The following is a 16,840-nucleotide window of genomic DNA, read 5'->3' on the forward strand; positions in this document are numbered from 1 at the left end:
CCTTCGCGTCCTCTGCGTCCGGATGTTGGTTTTCGAGTTGCTCAAGCCTTCATCGCCAACCCCAGCTTCTCGATGATCTCCTTTTCCTTCACGTACTGGTCGCGGATGAACTTCTCGTAGTCCGCGCTGCTCATGTAGATCACCGACTGGTCGTATTTCTCGAAGGTGGCCAGCACCGCCGGGTCTTCCAGCGTCTTCCTGAATCCGTCGTGCAGGCGCCGTGTGACGGCCGGATCCATGCCTTTCGGGCCGCCGATGCCGAACGGTGAATCCGCCAGCGTCTCGTAGCCCAGTTCGTGCAGGGTCGGCACGTTGGGCCAGCGCCGCGTGCGCTTCGACCCGTAGGTGGCCAGCAAGCGCATCGTGCCCGCATCGACATGCGAGGCCCAGCCCGTGGAATCGCTGTGCGACATGATGTGGCCGCCCAGGAGCGCCTGCATGCCCTCGGCCACGCCCTTGAACGGCACGTGCTGCATCTTGATGCCGGCCTTGAAGGCGAACTCCTCCACGGCCAGGTGCGGCGTGGTGCCGTTGCCCGGCGAGCCGAAGGTGAACTTGCCGGGATTGGCCTTGCACCAGTCGACCAGCTCCTGCACCGTCTTCACCGGCGAATCCGCTCGCACCACCAGGCCGAAGGTGTAGCCGGTCAGGCAGGCGATGTACGTGAAGTCCTTCAGCGGGTCGAACTGCATCTTCTGCATGTGCGGCAGGCGCGCGATGCCGATCGTGAGCTGCGAGAGCGTGTAGCCGTCCGGCTTGGCGCTCACGAGCTCGTTGGGCCCCAGCATGCCGCTGGCGCCGGGCTTGTTGTCGACGATCACCTGGCCGCCCAGCGTCTTGCCGGCGCTTTCGGCCAGCGAGCGCATCACCGCATCGGTCGAGCCGCCGGCCGGCCACGGGCAGATCAGGCGGATCGGGCGGGCGGGAAACGACTGGGCCAGCGCGGGCAGGGCGAGGGCGGCGGGGGCGGCCAGCGCGGCCTGCAGCAGGCGGCGCCGCGAGCGATCGGTTCGGTGCATCAGGGTCTCCTCTGGTCGTGACCCAATCTAGCCCAGCGGCTGGCAGGGCCCAAGAGGGAAAGCCTGTAACAACGCACCCTCGCCCGCGGGCGCGGCGGCATACTCGTCGCCATGCATGTGCTGAGCCCCGCCGCTGCTTGGGTGGTCGCCCATCCCGGTGTATTCGTCAAGCGCGTCCTCAAGGGCTTCAAGAGCAACCAGGGCCTGCTGCTCGCGGGCGCGGTCGCGTACTACGCGCTGCTGTCCGTGGTGCCGCTGCTGATCCTGACCGTGATCACGCTTTCGCATTACGTGGACCAGCACGAGCTGATGTCCACCCTGGGGCATTACCTCGAATGGCTGATGCCGGGGCAGTCGAAAGCCATCGTGGCGGAGCTGGACCACTTCGTCGAGCACCGCGAGGTGATGGGATGGCTGCTGCTCGTGACGATGCTGTTCTTCAGCTCGCTGGGGTTCGCCGTGCTGGAGAAGGCGATGGCGGTGATCTTCCTGCACCGCTTCGCGATCAAGAAGCGGCGCTTCGTGGTGTCGGCGCTGCTGCCGTACGTCTACATCCTGTCGCTGGGCTTCGGGCTGCTGGTGGTGACGCTGGTGGCGGGCAGCATCCAGGCGATGGGGGAGGACCGCGTGAGCTTCCTCGGGCAGGACTGGTCGCTGCACGGGCTCTCGGGCGTGCTGCTGTACCTGCTCGGGATCCTCGGCGAGGTCTTCCTGCTCACCTCGATCTACATGGTGATGCCGGTGGGGCGGCTCTGGTGGCGCCACGCCCTGGTGGGCGGCGTGACGGCCACGCTGCTGTGGGAGATCACGCGGCGCGTGCTGGTGTGGTACTTCGCGACACTGTCGCAGGTGAACGTCGTGTACGGCTCGCTCACCACCGCGATCGTGGTGCTTTTCAGCTTCGAGATCGCCGCGACGCTGCTGCTGTTCGGCGCCCAGGTGATCTCGGAATACGAGCGCATCGATCGCAAGGAGACGGCGGCGCAGGAAGCCGGCGTCGTCACGCACTAGGAGCCCAGGCTCCTATTCGCCGAGCACGATCCCTTCTCGGCGCGGGTCGGCGCCGCCGAACCAGCCGGTGGGCGTGCGCTGGATCGCCTGCAGGCCGCTGGTCATGTCCATCTCGCGCACCTCGTGGTTGCGCGCCTGCAGGGCCTGCACCACCGTCGGCGGGAAGCGCCGCTGCTCCAGCAGCGTCGGCCCGTTGGTCGAACCGAAGTTGGGCAGGTCGATGGCCTGCTGCGCGTTCAGGCCCCAGTTCAGCATCCCGTACAGCGTCTTGGCCGTGTAGTGGATGATCAGCGCGCCGCCGGGACTGCCGGCGCTGGCCACCAGCTGGCCCGTGGCCTTGTCGAACACCAGCGTCGGCGCCATCGAGGAGCGCGGCCGCTTGCCGGGCTGCACGCGGTTGGCGATCGCGCGGCCCTGCGCGTCGGCGGGCGCGAAGCTGAAGTCGGTGAGCTCGTTGTTCAGGAGGAAGCCGCGCACCATCTGCCGGGCGCCGAACTGGTCCTCGATGGTGGTGGTCATCGCCAGCGCGTTGCCATGAGGATCCACGATGCTGATGTGCGAGGTGCCGTGCTCCACCTGTTCGGGCGCCGGCGCGTAGCGGCTGGTGCGCTGCCCGGGCGTTCCCGGTTGCGCCGTGCGCATGCTCTGCGCGCGGATCAGGCGGGCCCGCGAGGCGAGATAGGCGGGATCCAGCAGGCTCGTCCAGCTGCCGGCCGGCGGCTGCACGAAGTCCGGGTCGCCGAGGTACTGGCCGCGGTCGGCGAAGGCCAGCCGCGCCGCCTCGGTGTAGAGATGCAGCCAGTCCGCCGACGGCAGGCCGCCCTCCAGCGGCAGCCCGGCGGCCTGCGTGTTCGCCAGGATGCCGAGGATCTGGCCGACCGCGATCGCGCCCGAGCTCGGTGGCGGGAAGCCGCAGATGCGGTACTCGCGCTGGCGCGCGCTGTAGTCGTGGCAGATCGGCGCGCGTTTCTTCGGCTCGTAGGCGCCGAGGTCCGCGAGCGACAGCTTGCCGGGGTTGGCGGGATGGACCTGCACCTTGTCGACGATCGCCTGCGCGATGTCGCCCTCGTAGAAGGCGCGCGAGCCTTCGCTGGCAATGCGGCGCAGCACCGCGGCCAGTTCGGGGTTGCGCAGGGTGCTGCCTACCGCCACCGGTTCGCCGTTGGCCTGGAAGAAGTACGCACGCGCGGTCGGGTCCTTGGCCAGGTGGGCGTCGGCCTTGATCAGGGTGTTCAGGCGCGGGCTGACGCGAAAGCCGTTCTCGGCCAGCGTGATCGCGGGCTGGAACAGCGTGGCCCAGGGCAGCTTGCCGTGCTGGCGGTGCGCCATTTCCAGCACCCGCACCGTGCCGGGCACGCCGACGGACCGCCCGCCGACCACCGCGTCGTAGAAGGCCAGCGGCTTGCCGTCGGCGCCCAGGAACAGGCGTTCGTCTGCGGCGGCGGGGGCCGTCTCGCGGCCATCGAACGCTTCCACCTCGCGCCCGTCGAAATGCAGCAGGAACGCGCCGCCGCCGATGCCGCTGGACTGCGGCTCGACCAGCGACAGCACCATCTGCACCGCGATCGCGGCGTCGACCGCGGAGCCGCCGGCCTGGAGCACTTGGTAGCCGGCATCGGTGGCGAGCGGGTTGGCCGCGGCGACGGCGAACTTCGTCGTGGCCCAACCCGGTTTCGCCGTGAGGCCGGAGGCGGCCTCCGGCTGCGGCGGAACGGTGTAGGTGAAGTTCGAGGGCGCGCTGGCGCAGGCGGCCAGCAGGCTGGCGGCGGCCACCAGCCAGGAGAGGACGGGGCGGCGCATCCGCGCACTATAGGATGCGCGCCCGCTGGCGTGGGGCCTACTTCGGCGCGAGCCGGATCGCGCCGTCGAGGCGGATCACCTCGCCGTTGAGCATGTCGTTCTCGAAGATGTGCTTCGCGAGCTTGGCATAGTCCTCCGGCGTGCCCAGGCGCGAAGGGAAGGGCACGCTGGCCGCGAGCGCATCCTGAACCTCGTTCGGCATGCCGAACAGCATCGGCGTGCCGAAGATGCCGGGGGCGATCGTCATGTTGCGGATGCCGCTGCGGGCCAGGTCGCGCGCGACGGGCAGCGTCATGCCCACCACGCCGCCCTTGGAGGCGCTGTACGCCGCCTGGCCGATCTGGCCGTCGTAGGCCGCGACGGAGGCGGTGGAGATCAGGCAGCCGCGTTCGCCGGTCGGCTCCGCCTCGTTCTTCGCCATCGCGTCGGCCGCCAGCCGGATCATGTTGAAGCTGCCCACCAGGTTGACCATGATGGTGCGCGTGAAGACATCGAACTTGTGGGGGCCGTTCTTGCCCACGGTGCGCTCCGCGGGCGCGATGCCGGCGCAGTTGACGAGGCCCATCAGCTTGCCGAGCGACACCGCCTTGGCGACCACGGCCTGGCCGTCGGCTTCCTGCGTGACGTCGCACTTGACGAACGTGCCGCCGATCTCGCGCGCCACGGCCTCGCCCTTGTCCACCTGCATGTCGGCGACGACGACCTTGCCGCCCGCGGCCGCCAGCATGCGCGCGGTGCCTTCGCCGAGGCCCGAGGCGCCGCCGGTGACGATGAAAACCTTGCCCTGGATGTCCATGCGCTCTCCTGTGTTGCCGTTGACGTTGACGTGAACGTCAATTATCGGCGAGGCGCGCGGGTGCTCCCGACGAAAAAAACAGCCCGCTGGGCGGCGGGCTGAATGGGGGCTGATGCCTTCCCGCGGCAAGGAGGGGGAAACCGCGGGAGGCTTGGGGCCCGTCCGATGCGAGGGAGCACCGGCGGGAATCCTGGATCCCCGCCTGCGCGGGGATGACCGGGCTAGCGCCCGGTCACTTGAAGCCGACGCGATCGAGCATCTGCTGCACCTTGACCTGGTGCGCGCCGACGGCGGCGAGCGGGATGGTCTCGGTCTTGAAGTCGCCGCCGCCGCTCATGGCGGCCAGCGCGGGGTTGTTCACCTTCACGCCCTTGGCGGTGGGCCACTCGTTGTTGCCGTTGGCGAAGTAGTTCTGCGCCTCCGGGCTGGCGAGGTACTCGAGGAACCTGACGGCCGCGGCCGTGTTCTTGCTGTTCCTGGCGACGGCGCCGCCGGCGATGTTCAGGTGCGTGCCCCAGGACGACTGGTTCGGGAACACGACGCCCACCTTCTCCATCAGCGCCTTGTCGCCAGCGTCGCCGGAGCGCAGCAGGCGGGCGATGTAGTAGGTGTTGCTCACCGCGACCTGGCACTCGCCGGAACCGACGGCCTTGATCTGGTCGGTGTCGCCGCCCTTGGGTGCGCGGGCCATGTTGTCGACGATGCCCTTGAGCCACGCCTCGGCCTTCTGCTCGCCGAGGTGCTCGGTGACGGCACCGAACAGCGACAGGTTGTAGGGGTGCGAACCCGAGCGCAGGCAGACCTTGCCCCTGTTCTTCGGGTCGGCCAGTTCCTCGTAGGTGTCCACGTCCTCGCGCCTGACCTTGGCCTTGTCGTACACGACGACGCGGGCGCGGGTGGAGAAGCCGAACCAGGTCGTGCCTTCGGCGCCGGCGGTGGCGCGGTACTGGGCGGGGATCGCGTCTTCCAGCGCCTTCGATCGGATCGGCCGGAACAGGCCGTCGACATCGCCCTTGTGCAGGCGGGCGGCGTCGACCAGCAGGATCACGTCGGCGGGCGAAGCCGCACCCTCGGCCTTGAGGCGGGCCAGAATACCGGCATCGTCCGCATCGACGCGGTTGATCCTGATGCCGGTAGCCTTGGTGAAGTTGTTGTACAGCGCCTCGTCGGTCGAGTAGTGGCGCGCGGAGTACAGGTTGAGCACCTGCTCCTGCGCACCCGCCGACGTGGCTGCGGCAACGAGCAGCGTGGCAATGCCTGCGGCCTTGGACATCATTCCGGGATTCCTTTCAGATTTCGTTCTTCGGTGAACGTTGGCGCCATGATAAGTCAAACGCGAATCATTCTCAATCATTTTGGCGCGGGCTTGATCCAGCTCAAATGGGGGCTGCTGGCGGTGTTCGTCGCGGGCTGTGCGGTGGGGACCAGGCCGGCGCCGCAGGCTCCGGTGACCCCCGCGCCGGCGCCCGCCGTGCAGAAGGTGCCGCCGCGCGTGGGCCTGGCCCTGGGCGGGGGCGCCGCCCGCGGATTCGCCCACGTGGGCGTGATCGAGGTGCTGGAGGAGGCCGGGATCCGGCCGGACCTCGTGGTCGGCACGTCCGCCGGCAGCCTGGTCGCGGCCCTGTATGCCAGCGGCCGCAACGGGCAGCAGCTGCAGGCCACGGCGCTGGCGATGGACGAAGCCGCCTTTGCCGACTGGACGCTGCCGATCTTCAGCCGCGGCGTGCTGCGTGGCGAGGCGCTCGCGCGCTACGTCAACGCGCAGGTCGCGAACCGGCTGATCGAGAACATGGCCGTGCCGCTCGGGATCGTGGCGACCGACCTGAACACGGGGCAGGGCGTGCTGTTCCGCCGCGGCGACACGGGCACGGCGGTGCGCGCTTCCAGCGCCGTGCCGGCGGTGTTCCTGCCGGTGAAGATCGGCACGCAGGAGTACGTCGACGGCGGGCTGGTGTCGCCGGTGCCGGTGCGCTACGCGCGCCAGATGGGGGCCGAGGTGGTGATCGCGGTGGACATCTCCAGCGCGCCGGAAGGCAATCCCTCGGGCGACCCGCTGCAGATCCTGCTGCAGACCTTCGCGATCATGGGCAAGAGCATCAACACCTTCGAGCTGCGCGATGCCGACGTGATCGTGCGCCCGGCCCTGCGCGGCATGGCCAGCGCGGACTTCGCGGGCAAGCGCAGGGCGATCGAGGCGGGCCGGGCCGCCATGCAGGCGGCGCTGCCGCAGTTGCGCGCGGCGCTGGAGGCGAAAGCGCACGCGCCATGAAACAACCCTCCAGCCTTGCGACTGGCGCGAGCGTCGCTGCGCACCATCGCCCGGGGGGTGGCATAAAAAAACCCCCAGTCTTGCGACTGAGGGTCAATGGATCCTGAACCTGTAAGGTGTCGAAGGACCCGAGGAGACAACCTTGAAGAACTTGCGTTCGCTCGGATACGAGTATCCGATGAACGTGATCCTATCTGTAGAGTTCCCGCTCCAGAAAACCGGCGTCAGGAACCCTCAATGCAAGCTCAGGCGCGCTTGGCCTTGGCGGGCGTCTTGGAGGAGTTCACGGCGGTCGTGGCGACCGCGTTGAAGTTCGCTTCGGCGACGTCGGCGGCCTGCTTCACGGCCTTCTGGACGGATTCCAGGGCGTTGTTGCCGGCGGCAACGGCGCTCTTGAACACGGCGACGGCGGTCTCGGAACCGGCCGGGGCGTTCTTGGCGGCGTTGTCCACGACGGCCAGGAACTTCTTCTGCGCGTCAGCGACCTGGGTCTCGACGGCCTTGCTGAACTCGGCGCCGGTGGACGACGTGATGTCGTACAGGTGGCGGCTGTAGGCAGCGGTCTTCTCGGCCAGGGGCTGGAACAGGGCGGCTTGCAGGGCCAGCAGTTCCTGGGCGTCCTTGACGTTCAGCATGGACTGGGTGGTTTCGGCGGCTTCGGCCAGGGCGGCACGGGAAGCGGTGAGGTTCAGCTCGACGAGCTTCTCGACGCCTTCGAAGGCCTTGGTGGTCAGGCCGAACAGGGTTTCGACGTTCGCCTTCTGGGCGGCCAGCATTTGCTCAGCGGTCAGCATGTAGATTTCTCCGGTCATTGGGGGTTGAGAACAGTTTCTTCCATCTGCGCTGACATGTTGCAGTGCAGCACGGATCAAAGTATAGGGGTGTCCGGCCGCTTTGCAAGTCTTTTTTGTTGCGTTGCAGCAAAGTAGTCACGCTTCCCTAGAAAGCCGCCGATCCCCATGGCACTGGACAATGGCGGCATGCAGGTTTTCTACGCCGACCAGTTCGTGCTCCCCCTGCCGAGCGGCCACCGCTTCCCGATGGGCAAGTACCGGCTGCTGCGCGACCGCCTGGCCGCGGAACTGCCGGACATCCGCCTCATGCCCGCCGAAGCCGCCACCGACGGCCAGCTCGCCCTGGTGCACACCCCGGCCTACATCCAGGCCATAGCCGACGGCTCGGTCGACCCGAAGATCCTGCGCGAGATCGGCTTTCCCTGGAGCAGCGCGATGGCCGAACGCGCCCGCCGCTCGGTGGGTGCGACCATCGCGGCCTGCCGCACGGCATTGCGCGAGGGCGTCGCGGCCAACATCGCCGGCGGCACGCACCACGCCTACCCCGATCGCGGCGCGGGCTTCTGCGTCTTCAACGATGCGGCCGTCGCCGCGCGGCTGATGCAGGCCGAGCGCCCGGGCCTGCGCGTGGCCATCGTGGACCTCGACGTGCACCAGGGCAACGGCACGGCGCACATCTTCCGCGGCGATCCCACGGTCTTCACCCTGTCGCTGCACGGGCAGAAGAACTTCCCCTTCCGCAAGGAGGCCGGCGACCTCGACGTGGCCCTTGCGGACGGCACCGGCGACGAGGCCTACCTGCAGGTGCTGGAGCGCGCGCTGGACGAGCTCGCGCACCGCTTCGATCCCGGCCTCGTGATCTACCTCGCGGGTGCCGATCCGCACGAGGGCGATCGCCTGGGCCGCCTGAAGCTCACGTGGGACGGGCTCGAGGCGCGCGACCGCCGCGTGTTCGACTGGGCCTGGCAGCGCGGCCTGCCGCTCGCCTTCGCCATGGCCGGCGGCTACGGCCACCGCATCGAAGACACGGTGCAGGTGCAGGTCAACACCTTCGCGGTCGCCTTGGCCTATGCCCGCCGCTGGCAGAATCGCGCGCGATGAAAGAACCTTTTGCCAAGCCCCATCCGGAGGGCCGCGCCGCCTACAGGGCCTTCCGCACGATCGGCACCCGCTGGATGGACAACGATGCCTACGGGCACGTGAACAACGTCGTCTACTACAGCTGGTTCGACACGGTCGTCAACGCGCACCTGATCGAGCAGGGTGCTCTGGACATCCATTCCGGCGAGACCATCGGCCTGGTGATCGAGACCCAGTGCAACTACTTCGCGCCGGTGGCGTTCCCGCAGGTGGTCGAAGGGGGCCTGCGCGTCGCGCGCATCGGCAACTCCAGCGTGCGCTACGAGGTGGGCCTGTTCCTCGAGGGCGAACCGCTGACGATCGCCAAGGGGCACTTCGTGCACGTGTACGTGGACCGCGCCACGCGCCGGCCCGCGCTGCTGCCGCAGCGTCTGCAGGAAGTGCTGGCCGCGCTGCAGTAGGCGCCAGGCGCGCGCGGCGTCTCCGCGCGAGGCGTCTCAGATCTTGCCGAAGCGCCTCTTGGCGTCTTCCAGGCAGTTCTGGCGCCCTTCCGCCGGCAGCGTCTCGCAGCGCTCGCGCACCTGGTTGTATTGCACCTCGGCCGCGCGGTCGGCCGCGGCGGTGCGTTCGCGCACGGTGTTCTCGGAGCGCAGCGTCTGCGCCACGACGTCCTTCTGCAGCTTCGCCTCGGACTTCGCCATCTCGAAAGTGCTCTTCGCATCCTGGCGGCAGATGCGCCTGGCCTGGCCGTCGAACTCCTTGCACTTCACCAGCGACTGCGAATAGGACGCTTCGGCCTTGGCCAGGCGCACCTTCTCGTCGTTGTCGGGGGTGGGCTGCATGCGCATCTGCAACTCGGCGACCTGGACGTCGCGCTCGCCCCGCGCGTGCTCGTTGCACAGCTCGCGCGCCGGGCCCTGCAGGCGCCTGCAGCGTGCCTGCGACTGGTCGTACTGCTCCTCGATGCGCACCTTGTTCGCCTTGACCTCCTCCTTGCTCATGACGGGGTCGGCCAGGGGCGGGGCAGCATGCGCCGCCACGCCCCAGGCGAGCGCGGCGGCGAGGCTGGCGATGCGAAACGGCATGGCGGCTCTCTCCTCGAGTTGCAAGTTCGTCACATGATCGGCAGGTTCAGCTTGCTGCAAGGGTAGGAATCGCAGGCCAGCGCCCGTAGGCACACGCCGACAGCATGGTGGAGTCCCGGGGCGGCAACGGCCGGGCTACGGCCATAATCGCCGCTTCCACACCAACAAGAAGACTGGAGACGCATCCGTGACCGTGGTCGGCATCCCCCTGGACTTCCTTCTCTTCGCCCTGGTGCTGCTGGGCGTCGCGGTGTTCCACCACCACACGTTGCGCGTCGCGTTCTGGGGGATGGTGATCATCGCGGCCTACAAGATCCTGTTCGGGGACTTCGCCGGAACGCCCGGCGTGCCGGGCTTCGTGCAGATGCTGCACCACGAGTGGGTGACGCTGGGCAACCTGCTGGGACTGCTGCTCGGGTTCGCGCTGCTGGCGGACCATTTCGAGCGCAGCCACGCCCCCGAAATGCTGCCCAACTACCTCCCCGACGACTGGAAGGGCGGCTTCGTCCTGCTGCTGATGATCGCGGTGATCTCCAGTTTCCTGGACAACATCGCGGCGGCGATGATCGGCGGCGCGATGGCGCATGTCCTGTACAAGGGCAGGGTGCACGTGGGCTACCTGGCCGCCATCGTGGCGGCGAGCAATGCCGGCGGCGCGGGCAGCGTGGTCGGCGACACGACCACCACCATGATGTGGATCGCCGGCGTCCGGCCCGGCCAGGTCCTGGAGGCGTATGTCGGCGCGGCCGTGGCCATCGTGTTCTTCGGCATCATCGCGGCGCGCCAGCAGCAGGCCTTCCAGCCGATCATGAAGGACAACCCGAGGGCCGTGCGCATCGACTACGGGAGGCTCGGTGTCGTGGCCGTCATGCTGCTGGCGGCGATCTCCACCAACATCTTCCTGAACCTGCGCTATCCCCGGATGCTCAACGAGTGGCCGATGATCGGCGTCGCCGTGTGGGTGGCCCTCGTGCTCACCATCCCGTGGCGGCAGCCGACGTGGAGCCTGCTGCCCGGCGCGCTGCGCGGCAGCATCTTCCTGCTTTCGCTCGTGATGTGCGCCGCGATGATGCCGGTGAAGGCGCTGCCCGCCGCGTCATGGCCCACGGCCCTGGGCCTGGGTTTCGTGAGCGCCGTGTTCGACAACATTCCCCTCACGGCCCTGGCGCTGCGCCAGGGCGGCTACGACTGGGGCTTCCTCGCGTACGCGGTGGGCTTCGGCGGCTCCATGATCTGGTTCGGTTCCTCCGCCGGCGTGGCGCTGTGCAACATGTACCCCGAGGGCCGCTCCGTCGGCGCCTGGCTGCGCGGCGGCTGGCACGTACCCATCGGCTACGTGCTCGGGTTCGCACTGATGATGGCCGTGGTCGGCTGGGAGCCCGAGGGCCACGCCGGAAGCAAGCCTGCCGCACCCTCGGTGCAATCCTCCGCCTCCGTCCAGACCCTGCCCCACAAGCCATGAGCACCCAACCCCGCATCCTCGTCGCCCGGGCCGTCTTCCCGGAAACGCTGCGCAAGCTGGAACAGCACTTCGACGTCGAGTCCAACCAGGCCGACACCGTCATGAGCAAGCAGGAGCTCGCGCAGCGCCTGCAGGACAAGGTGGGCGCCTTCACCACCGGCAGCGAGCGCATCGACGCCGACGTGCTGGCCGCCTGCCCGCAGCTGAAGATCTGCGCCAACATGGCCGTGGGCTTCAACAACTTCGACGTGGCCGCGATGAGCGCGCGCAAGGTGCTGGCCACCAACACGCCCGACGTGCTGACCGAGACCACCGCCGACTTCGGCTTCGCGCTGCTGATGGCCACCGCGCGCCGCATCGCCGAGAGCGAGCATTACCTGCGCGCCGGCAAGTGGACGAAATGGAGCTTCGACATGTTCGCCGGCTCCGAGGTGCACGGCAGCACGCTGGGCATCCTGGGCATGGGGCGCATCGGCCAGGGCATCGCCCGGCGCGGCGCGCACGGCTTCGGCATGAACGTGATCTACCACAACCGCTCGCGTCTGGCGCCCGATCTGGAGGCCGAGTGCAAGGCCCGCTACGTGAGCAAGGAAGAACTGCTCGCGAACGCCGACCACCTGGTGCTGGTGCTGCCGTATTCGGCCGAATCGCACCACGCCATCGGCGCGGCGGAAATCGCGCGCATGAAGCCCACGGCCACCCTGGTCAACATCGCGCGCGGCGGCATCGTCGACGATGCGGCACTGGCCGTCGCCCTGCGCGAGAAGCGCATCGCCGCCGCGGGGCTGGATGTGTACGAGGGCGAGCCCAAGGTGCACCCGGACTTGCTCACGGTGCCCAACGTGGTCCTCACGCCGCACATCGCCAGTGCCACGGTGCCCACGCGCCGCGCCATGGCCGATCTCGCCGCCGACAACCTGATCGGCTTCCTCGTGCATGGCAAGCCGCTCACGCCGCTCAATCCCGAAGTGCTGAACCCGTGACAGGGCGCGCAGTCGCCGCGGCCGGGCGAAGGGGCCCGTGACCGCGGCGGGCGAAGGCATCGCCGGGCGCGAACTGGCCCGGCTGGTCACCGGCCAGGTGTTCCTGCACGCCACCATGGCGGGCATGCGCATGGCCTCGCCGCTCCTGGCGTTGCGCGCCGGCTACAGCGAGGCCGCGGTGGGTTTCCTGCTGGCTCTCTACGCGCTCACGCAGGTGTTCCTGGCGCTGCCGGCGGGCCGCTATGCGGACCGGCATGGCCTCAAGCGCCCCGTAGCCTTCAGCTGCCTGGCCGCGACGCTGGGCGGCGGGCTCGCCTTCGCGTTTCCCGTGTACCCGGTGCTGTGCGCAAGCGCGCTGCTGACGGGCGGCGCGACGGGCAGCGCCGTGATCGCGCTGCAGCGGCACGTGGGGCGCGCCGCCGACACCCCTGCGCGGCGCAAGCAGGCCTTCTCGTGGCTGGCCATCGGGCCGGCCTTCTCGAACTTCATGGGGCCGTTCGCGGCCGGCCTGCTGATCGACCACGCCGGCTTCCGGGCCGCCTTCCTGCTGATGGCCCTGCTGCCGGTGGTGTGCTGGGCCTTCGTGCGCCTGGCCACCGAGCTGCCGCCGCCCGAGGGCGCGCATGCGGCGCGCGGCGGCCGCGCCTGGGACCTGTGGCGCGATCCCATGTTCCGCCGCCTGATGCTGGTGAACTGGTTCCTGTCCTCGGCCTGGGACGTGCATACCTTCGTGGTGCCGGTGCTCGGGCACGAGCGCGGCCTGTCCGCCTCGGTGATCGGCACGATCCTGGGCGGCTTCGCGGTGGCCGCCGCGGCCGTGCGCGTGATGCTCCCGGTGCTGGCGGCCAGGGTGCACGAGTGGGCCCTGATCGTCACCTCGATGGTCGCCACGGCGCTGATCTACGCCGTGTATCCCTTCATGCACGCGGCCGTCGCGATGAGCATCTGCTCCGCGCTGCTGGGGCTGGCGCTGGGCATGGTGCAGCCCATGGTCATGAGCCTGCTGCACCAGGTGACGCCCGGCCACCGGCACGGCGAGGCCGTGGGCATGCGCTTCATGGTGATCAACGCCTCCAGCGTGGCGATGCCGCTGCTGTTCGGCGCCGCCGGCAGCCTGGTGGGCGTGGCCGCCGTCTTCTGGACGGTCGCCGCCACCGTGGGGGCCGGCACCCGCGTGGCCTGGGGGCTCAAAGACGATAGAACGTCTTGATGATGTTCCAGGCCACTTCCGGTTCGTCGGCGAACTGGAACAGGTCCAGGTCCGCCGCCGAGATCACGCCTTCGTCGACCAGCATCTCGAAGTTGATCAGCCGCTTCCAGTAGTCCGACCCGAACAGCACGATGGGCACCTGGCGCGCCTTGCGCGTCTGCACCAGCGTGATCACCTCGAACAGTTCGTCGAGCGTGCCGAAGCCGCCGGGGAAGGCGACCAGGGCCTTCGCGCGCATCATGAAGTGCATCTTGCGCAGCGCGAAGTAGTGGAACTTGAAGGACAGCGCCGGCGTGACGTACCGGTTGGCCGCTTCCTCCATCGGCAGCGCGATCGACAGGCCCACGCTGGTGCCGCCGGCGTCGAAGCAGCCGCGGTTGGCCGCCTCCATGATGCCGGGGCCGCCGCCGGTGCACACGAACAGCTTGTCGCGCGGCTCCTTGGACTCGCTGTACTCCGCCACCACGCGGCCGAAGGCGCGCGCGTTCTCGTAGTAGTGCGCGTTGCGCGCCAGCGCCCGGGCCCGGCGCGCCACTGCCTCGTCGCCGCCCGCCTCGGCCGCCGTCACCAGTTCGGCGGCCGCCTCGGGGTCGCGGAAGCGCGCGCTGCCGAACACGACGATGGTGTTCTCGATGCCGTGGGCCTGCTGCTCCAGGTCGGGCTTGAGCAGCTCCAGCTGGAACCGGATGCCGCGCGTTTCGCGTCGCAGCAGGAATTCGGGGTCGGCGAAGGCCAGCCGGTTGGCGTCGGGGTCCAGCGGCAGGCCAGCGTCCGAACTGGACTTGAGGGTCGCCCAGGCATCGGCCAGGCGCCGGTCGTGAATGTTGCGGGTCGAAGACATAAGCGCCGATTGTGGCGGCAATCGTGGCCGTGCCGGGCGGTCCACGGCCGCGCTGGCGCTATCCTTTGAGCGAGGACGGACAAGGACGGCCGGTTGGCAGAGATTCTTTACCACGTGGTGCTCGATGGCCGCAGGCTGGGCCCGTACGACCGCCGCACCATCGTCGGCATGCGGGTGCGCAAGACGCTGGGCAGCCGCGACCTGCTCCAGGCGCCGGACGGCAGCCGCCTCACCGTTGCCGAACTCCTCCACGGAACACTCCCGGCGACTCCGCCGGTCCCAGCCCCACCCGCGCCACCCGACCCGACGGAGCCTTCATTCGGCGGCGCGGTCCGCAGCAGCTACTCGGTGATCCAGGCCGTGCACACCGCCGAACTGCTGGAGGCGCACGGCCGCGGCTACCCGGTGCCGGCCCTCAAGGGCGAGGTGGAAGTGCGGGTGCAGACCCGGGTGCTGCGCATCGCCGGCCGCTTCCGCGAGGGGCTGGCCTGGAAGGACGACCGCGTCAAGATCCCGCTGCAGGACATCATCCATGCGGGCCTGCAGGGCAGCGTGGTGGAACTGGGCGTGCGGCCGCCCTCCGGCAACGGCCTGCAGCGGCTGCGGCTGGACCTGCGCCAGCCGGAGTCCGCGCGCGAACTGGTCGAGGGCCTGCCCCATGCCGTGCCCTCGCCCGGCAGCGAGCCGCTGGCGGCGCCCAGGCGTCGTGCCCGGCGGGGTGTCGGCCCGCGCGTCCTGCTGGCGGGGCTCGCGCTGCTGGCGGTGCTGGTGGCGGCGTTCGCGCTCCAGGCCCGGGCGGGTCAGAGCGCCAGCGCCAGCCCGAACGGCACGAACACGACGGCGAGCGCATTTCCCAGCAGGATCATGGCCGCCACCCGCTCCGGCTCCTGCTGATAGCGCTCGGCCAGCAGGAACTGCATCACCGCCGGCGGCAGCGCGCCGAACAGGATCAGCTGGGCCCGCGCCATGCCCTCCAGGCCCAGCGCCCACGCGAGCGGCACCGCCACGGCCAGCCCCACCACCGGCCGCGCGAAGGCGCCGAGCAGGCCGCGCGGCACGTCGCGCCGGCGCAGCTGCGTCAGGCGCACGCCGAGGGCGAACAGCATCAGCGGCACCATCGCGTCCCCCAGCAGCTTCATGCCCGTGAACAGCATGTCCGGCGGCCGCACGCCGCTCAACGCGCTGGCGAAGCCGAGGGCGCTGGAGAGCATCAGCGGGCTGAGGAGCAGTTCGCGCGTGGTCGCCGCGCTGCTGGTGATGCGCGAGCCGAGCGAGAAGTGCAGCAGGTTGCTGATCGAGAACAGCGCCACCGCCGCCCCGAAGCCCTGCGGGCCGAACGCGAGCAGGGCCAGCGGCAGGCCCATGTTGCCGCAGTTGGAGAACATCACCACCGGCACCAGCGTGCGCGCCTGCGTGTGCGCCGCGCGCGAGACGAGCCACGCCACCCCGCCGCTCGCCAGGATCAGCAGGGCGCCTCCGGCCAGCAGCGGCAGGTGTTCGCGCAGCTGGAATTCCTTGCCGGCCAGCGCCGTGTACACCAGCAGGGGGCTGAGCAGGTCCAGCACGATGCGGTTGAACGAGGTCATGTCCGGCTGCTGGCGCCGGGCGTAGGCGTAGCCGAGGCCCACCACCAGGAACACCGGCACGATCACCTGCGCGATGCGCGCGAGGAGCTCCATCAGCGGCTTTCCTGCGCCAGCCAGGCGAGCAGGCGCTCGCGCGCCGGCGCGAGGTTCTTGTAGGCGAGCACGGCCTCGCTCATGGTGGCCAGGGCGTCGTGCAGGCGCCGGGCGGCTTCGGGCGCGCGGGCCGCCTGGGGAAGCGCTTGCAGCATCACGCGGATGGTGAAGACCGCCTGCCCCGGCACTTCGTCGACCGGAAAGAAGGTCTGGCGCTCCACGCGCAGGAAGCATTGCCGTGCAAAGTCCGCGGGGTCGCTGCTGTCCGGCCAGGGCGCGCGGGGATGCCGGCGGGGATGCTGGTCGAAGCGACCGCTGGGCGTGACGGTCCACACGAAGCGTTCGAAGCGCTCGCCGGACGTGACCAGCTGCACCAGTTGCCTGCCGGCGGCGAGCAGCATCTGGTTGTCGGCCACCGGCGCGTGCACGCTGGCGAACGGCAGGCCCAGCTTGTCTTCCGGGGCCCAGTGCGAGGGCACGCACACGCACAGCCAGGGCAGGGTGCCGCCCGCGCCTTCGAGCACGGCGAAATCTTCCTCGAACGCGAGCTCCACCGGCTCGTGCGCGGCCAGGCCTTCACGGGCCGCCTGCGACGCGATGGCGCGCAAGGCGGGCTGGGGATCGAAGCCCGGCACGGACAGGCGACTGGCGCCCGCGTCCAGCACCTGCTTCTTCTCCTGCCACAGGGGCGAACCGGCGGCGAGCGGCGTGAGCTGGCGTGCGCCGGGCGCGAGCCGCTGCAGCCCGGGCTGCATGCGGAACGGGGCAACGATGCGGGAGAGGTCGAAATCCACGGGGGCCATCAAAAAAG

The 16,840-nt window shown here is 69.6% G+C and carries 17 protein-coding genes; 8 read left to right on the forward strand and 9 right to left on the reverse strand.

From position 1 onward, the window contains the following. Positions 1-41: 41 nt before the first annotated feature. Positions 42-1,019 (reverse strand): tripartite tricarboxylate transporter substrate binding protein, encoded by a 978-nt coding sequence (locus WG923_RS05725; RefSeq protein ID WP_340349977.1) that lies wholly within the window; start codon positions 1,017-1,019, stop codon positions 42-44. 111 nt (positions 1,020-1,130) lie between these two features. On the opposite strand from WG923_RS05725, the gene WG923_RS05730 reads away from it, so the two are divergent. Beyond that, complete coding sequence (locus tag WG923_RS05730) at positions 1,131-2,030, forward strand: YihY/virulence factor BrkB family protein (RefSeq protein WP_340349978.1); 900 nt, start codon at positions 1,131-1,133, stop codon at positions 2,028-2,030. 12 nt (positions 2,031-2,042) lie between these two features. Here WG923_RS05730 and ggt read toward each other — a convergent pair whose 3' ends face one another. The 3 genes from ggt to WG923_RS05745 all read right to left on the reverse strand — a co-directional run bounded on the left by ggt (position 2,043) and on the right by WG923_RS05745 (position 5,902). Continuing rightward, on the reverse strand, positions 2,043-3,830 hold the full coding sequence (gene ggt / locus WG923_RS05735; RefSeq protein WP_340349979.1) for a gamma-glutamyltransferase: 1,788 nt from the start codon (positions 3,828-3,830) through the stop codon (positions 2,043-2,045). 37 nt (positions 3,831-3,867) lie between these two features. Then, on the reverse strand, positions 3,868-4,626 hold the full coding sequence (locus tag WG923_RS05740) for a 3-hydroxyacyl-CoA dehydrogenase (RefSeq protein WP_340349980.1): 759 nt from the start codon (positions 4,624-4,626) through the stop codon (positions 3,868-3,870). 232 nt (positions 4,627-4,858) lie between these two features. Continuing rightward, the gene (locus tag WG923_RS05745) at positions 4,859-5,902 is read right to left on the reverse strand and encodes an extracellular solute-binding protein (RefSeq protein ID WP_340349981.1); all 1,044 of its coding nucleotides are present in this window, start codon (positions 5,900-5,902) and stop codon (positions 4,859-4,861) included. 93 nt (positions 5,903-5,995) lie between these two features. Between WG923_RS05745 and WG923_RS05750 the strand changes: the two genes are divergently transcribed. Further along, positions 5,996-6,895 carry a patatin-like phospholipase family protein gene (locus tag WG923_RS05750; RefSeq protein WP_445322900.1) on the forward strand — a complete coding sequence of 300 codons (900 nt, stop codon included), beginning with the start codon at positions 5,996-5,998 and terminating at the stop codon, positions 6,893-6,895. Between the two features lie 245 nt (positions 6,896-7,140). On the opposite strand, the gene WG923_RS05755 is transcribed toward WG923_RS05750, so the two are convergent. Next, positions 7,141-7,689, reverse strand: coding sequence for a phasin family protein (locus tag WG923_RS05755; RefSeq protein ID WP_340349982.1), 549 nt, complete (start codon positions 7,687-7,689; stop codon positions 7,141-7,143). 186 nt (positions 7,690-7,875) lie between these two features. Here WG923_RS05755 and WG923_RS05760 point away from each other — a divergent pair, with 186 nt between their 5' ends. Together WG923_RS05760 and WG923_RS05765 are read left to right on the forward strand one after the other, a co-directional pair. Then, complete coding sequence (locus WG923_RS05760) at positions 7,876-8,790, forward strand: histone deacetylase family protein (RefSeq protein ID WP_340350085.1); 915 nt, start codon at positions 7,876-7,878, stop codon at positions 8,788-8,790. Beyond that, the gene (locus WG923_RS05765; RefSeq protein WP_340349983.1) at positions 8,787-9,230 is read left to right on the forward strand and encodes an acyl-CoA thioesterase; all 444 of its coding nucleotides are present in this window, start codon (positions 8,787-8,789) and stop codon (positions 9,228-9,230) included. Before WG923_RS05760 ends, WG923_RS05765 begins: the two co-directional genes overlap by 4 nt. A gap of 36 nt (positions 9,231-9,266) precedes the next feature. Here the strand turns inward: WG923_RS05765 and WG923_RS05770 are convergent, their stop codons facing one another. Further along, positions 9,267-9,854, reverse strand: coding sequence for a hypothetical protein (locus WG923_RS05770; protein ID WP_340349984.1), 588 nt, complete (start codon positions 9,852-9,854; stop codon positions 9,267-9,269). 187 nt (positions 9,855-10,041) lie between these two features. Between WG923_RS05770 and WG923_RS05775 the strand changes: the two genes are divergently transcribed. The 3 genes from WG923_RS05775 (at position 10,042) to WG923_RS05785 (ending at position 13,509) form a co-directional block, all read left to right on the forward strand. Then, on the forward strand, positions 10,042-11,316 hold the full coding sequence (locus tag WG923_RS05775) for a citrate transporter (protein WP_340349985.1): 1,275 nt from the start codon (positions 10,042-10,044) through the stop codon (positions 11,314-11,316). Beyond that, a complete protein-coding gene (locus WG923_RS05780; protein WP_340349986.1) occupies positions 11,313-12,299 on the forward strand; it encodes a 2-hydroxyacid dehydrogenase in 987 nt (328 codons plus the stop codon). The genes WG923_RS05775 and WG923_RS05780 overlap by 4 nt, the downstream gene beginning before the upstream one ends. 115 nt (positions 12,300-12,414) lie before the next feature. After that, complete coding sequence (locus WG923_RS05785; RefSeq protein ID WP_340350086.1) at positions 12,415-13,509, forward strand: MFS transporter; 1,095 nt, start codon at positions 12,415-12,417, stop codon at positions 13,507-13,509. Here WG923_RS05785 and WG923_RS05790 read toward each other — a convergent pair. Then, positions 13,487-14,350, reverse strand: a complete 864-nt coding sequence (locus WG923_RS05790; protein ID WP_340349987.1) for an LOG family protein — start codon at positions 14,348-14,350, stop codon at positions 13,487-13,489. The two genes, WG923_RS05785 and WG923_RS05790, sit on opposite strands and share 23 nt — an antisense overlap. A 93-nt stretch (positions 14,351-14,443) precedes the next feature. Here WG923_RS05790 and WG923_RS05795 point away from each other — a divergent pair, with 93 nt between their 5' ends. After that, positions 14,444-15,244: a hypothetical protein gene (locus WG923_RS05795; protein WP_340349988.1), complete on the forward strand. Its 801-nt coding sequence runs from the start codon at positions 14,444-14,446 to the stop codon at positions 15,242-15,244. On the opposite strand, the gene WG923_RS05800 is transcribed toward WG923_RS05795, so the two are convergent. Together WG923_RS05800 and WG923_RS05805 are read right to left on the reverse strand one after the other, a co-directional pair. Next, positions 15,151-16,029 carry an AEC family transporter gene (locus tag WG923_RS05800; protein WP_340349989.1) on the reverse strand — a complete coding sequence of 293 codons (879 nt, stop codon included), beginning with the start codon at positions 16,027-16,029 and terminating at the stop codon, positions 15,151-15,153. The genes WG923_RS05795 and WG923_RS05800 overlap by 94 nt on opposite strands. Then, positions 16,029-16,832: a heme-dependent oxidative N-demethylase subunit alpha family protein gene (locus WG923_RS05805; RefSeq protein WP_340349990.1), complete on the reverse strand. Its 804-nt coding sequence runs from the start codon at positions 16,830-16,832 to the stop codon at positions 16,029-16,031. Before WG923_RS05805 ends, WG923_RS05800 begins: the two co-directional genes overlap by 1 nt. Between the last annotated feature and the right edge of the window lie 8 nt (positions 16,833-16,840).

It is taken from the genome of Ramlibacter sp. AN1133 (genome assembly GCF_037890035.1).
Classification (GTDB): domain Bacteria; phylum Pseudomonadota; class Gammaproteobacteria; order Burkholderiales; family Burkholderiaceae_C; genus Ramlibacter.

What these genes read in the sequence shown, in the direction of transcription:
- WG923_RS05800 (WP_340349989.1), bottom strand. Translation starts at nt 16,029, where the DNA reads ATGGAGCTCCTCGCGCGCATCGCGCAGGTGATCGTGCCGGTGTTCCTG.
- ggt (WP_340349979.1), bottom strand. Translation starts at nt 3,830, where the DNA reads ATGCGCCGCCCCGTCCTCTCCTGGCTGGTGGCCGCCGCCAGCCTGCTG.
- WG923_RS05755 (WP_340349982.1), bottom strand. Translation starts at nt 7,689, where the DNA reads ATGCTGACCGCTGAGCAAATGCTGGCCGCCCAGAAGGCGAACGTCGAA.
- WG923_RS05780 (WP_340349986.1), top strand. Translation starts at nt 11,313, where the DNA reads ATGAGCACCCAACCCCGCATCCTCGTCGCCCGGGCCGTCTTCCCGGAA.
- WG923_RS05785 (WP_340350086.1), top strand. Translation starts at nt 12,415, where the DNA reads ATGGCGGGCATGCGCATGGCCTCGCCGCTCCTGGCGTTGCGCGCCGGC.
- WG923_RS05725 (WP_340349977.1), bottom strand. Translation starts at nt 1,019, where the DNA reads ATGCACCGAACCGATCGCTCGCGGCGCCGCCTGCTGCAGGCCGCGCTG.
- WG923_RS05805 (WP_340349990.1), bottom strand. Translation starts at nt 16,832, where the DNA reads ATGGCCCCCGTGGATTTCGACCTCTCCCGCATCGTTGCCCCGTTCCGC.
- WG923_RS05730 (WP_340349978.1), top strand. Translation starts at nt 1,131, where the DNA reads ATGCATGTGCTGAGCCCCGCCGCTGCTTGGGTGGTCGCCCATCCCGGT.
- WG923_RS05790 (WP_340349987.1), bottom strand. Translation starts at nt 14,350, where the DNA reads ATGTCTTCGACCCGCAACATTCACGACCGGCGCCTGGCCGATGCCTGG.
- WG923_RS05745 (WP_340349981.1), bottom strand. Translation starts at nt 5,902, where the DNA reads ATGATGTCCAAGGCCGCAGGCATTGCCACGCTGCTCGTTGCCGCAGCC.
- WG923_RS05765 (WP_340349983.1), top strand. Translation starts at nt 8,787, where the DNA reads ATGAAAGAACCTTTTGCCAAGCCCCATCCGGAGGGCCGCGCCGCCTAC.
- WG923_RS05740 (WP_340349980.1), bottom strand. Translation starts at nt 4,626, where the DNA reads ATGGACATCCAGGGCAAGGTTTTCATCGTCACCGGCGGCGCCTCGGGC.
- WG923_RS05770 (WP_340349984.1), bottom strand. Translation starts at nt 9,854, where the DNA reads ATGCCGTTTCGCATCGCCAGCCTCGCCGCCGCGCTCGCCTGGGGCGTG.
- WG923_RS05760 (WP_340350085.1), top strand. Translation starts at nt 7,876, where the DNA reads ATGCAGGTTTTCTACGCCGACCAGTTCGTGCTCCCCCTGCCGAGCGGC.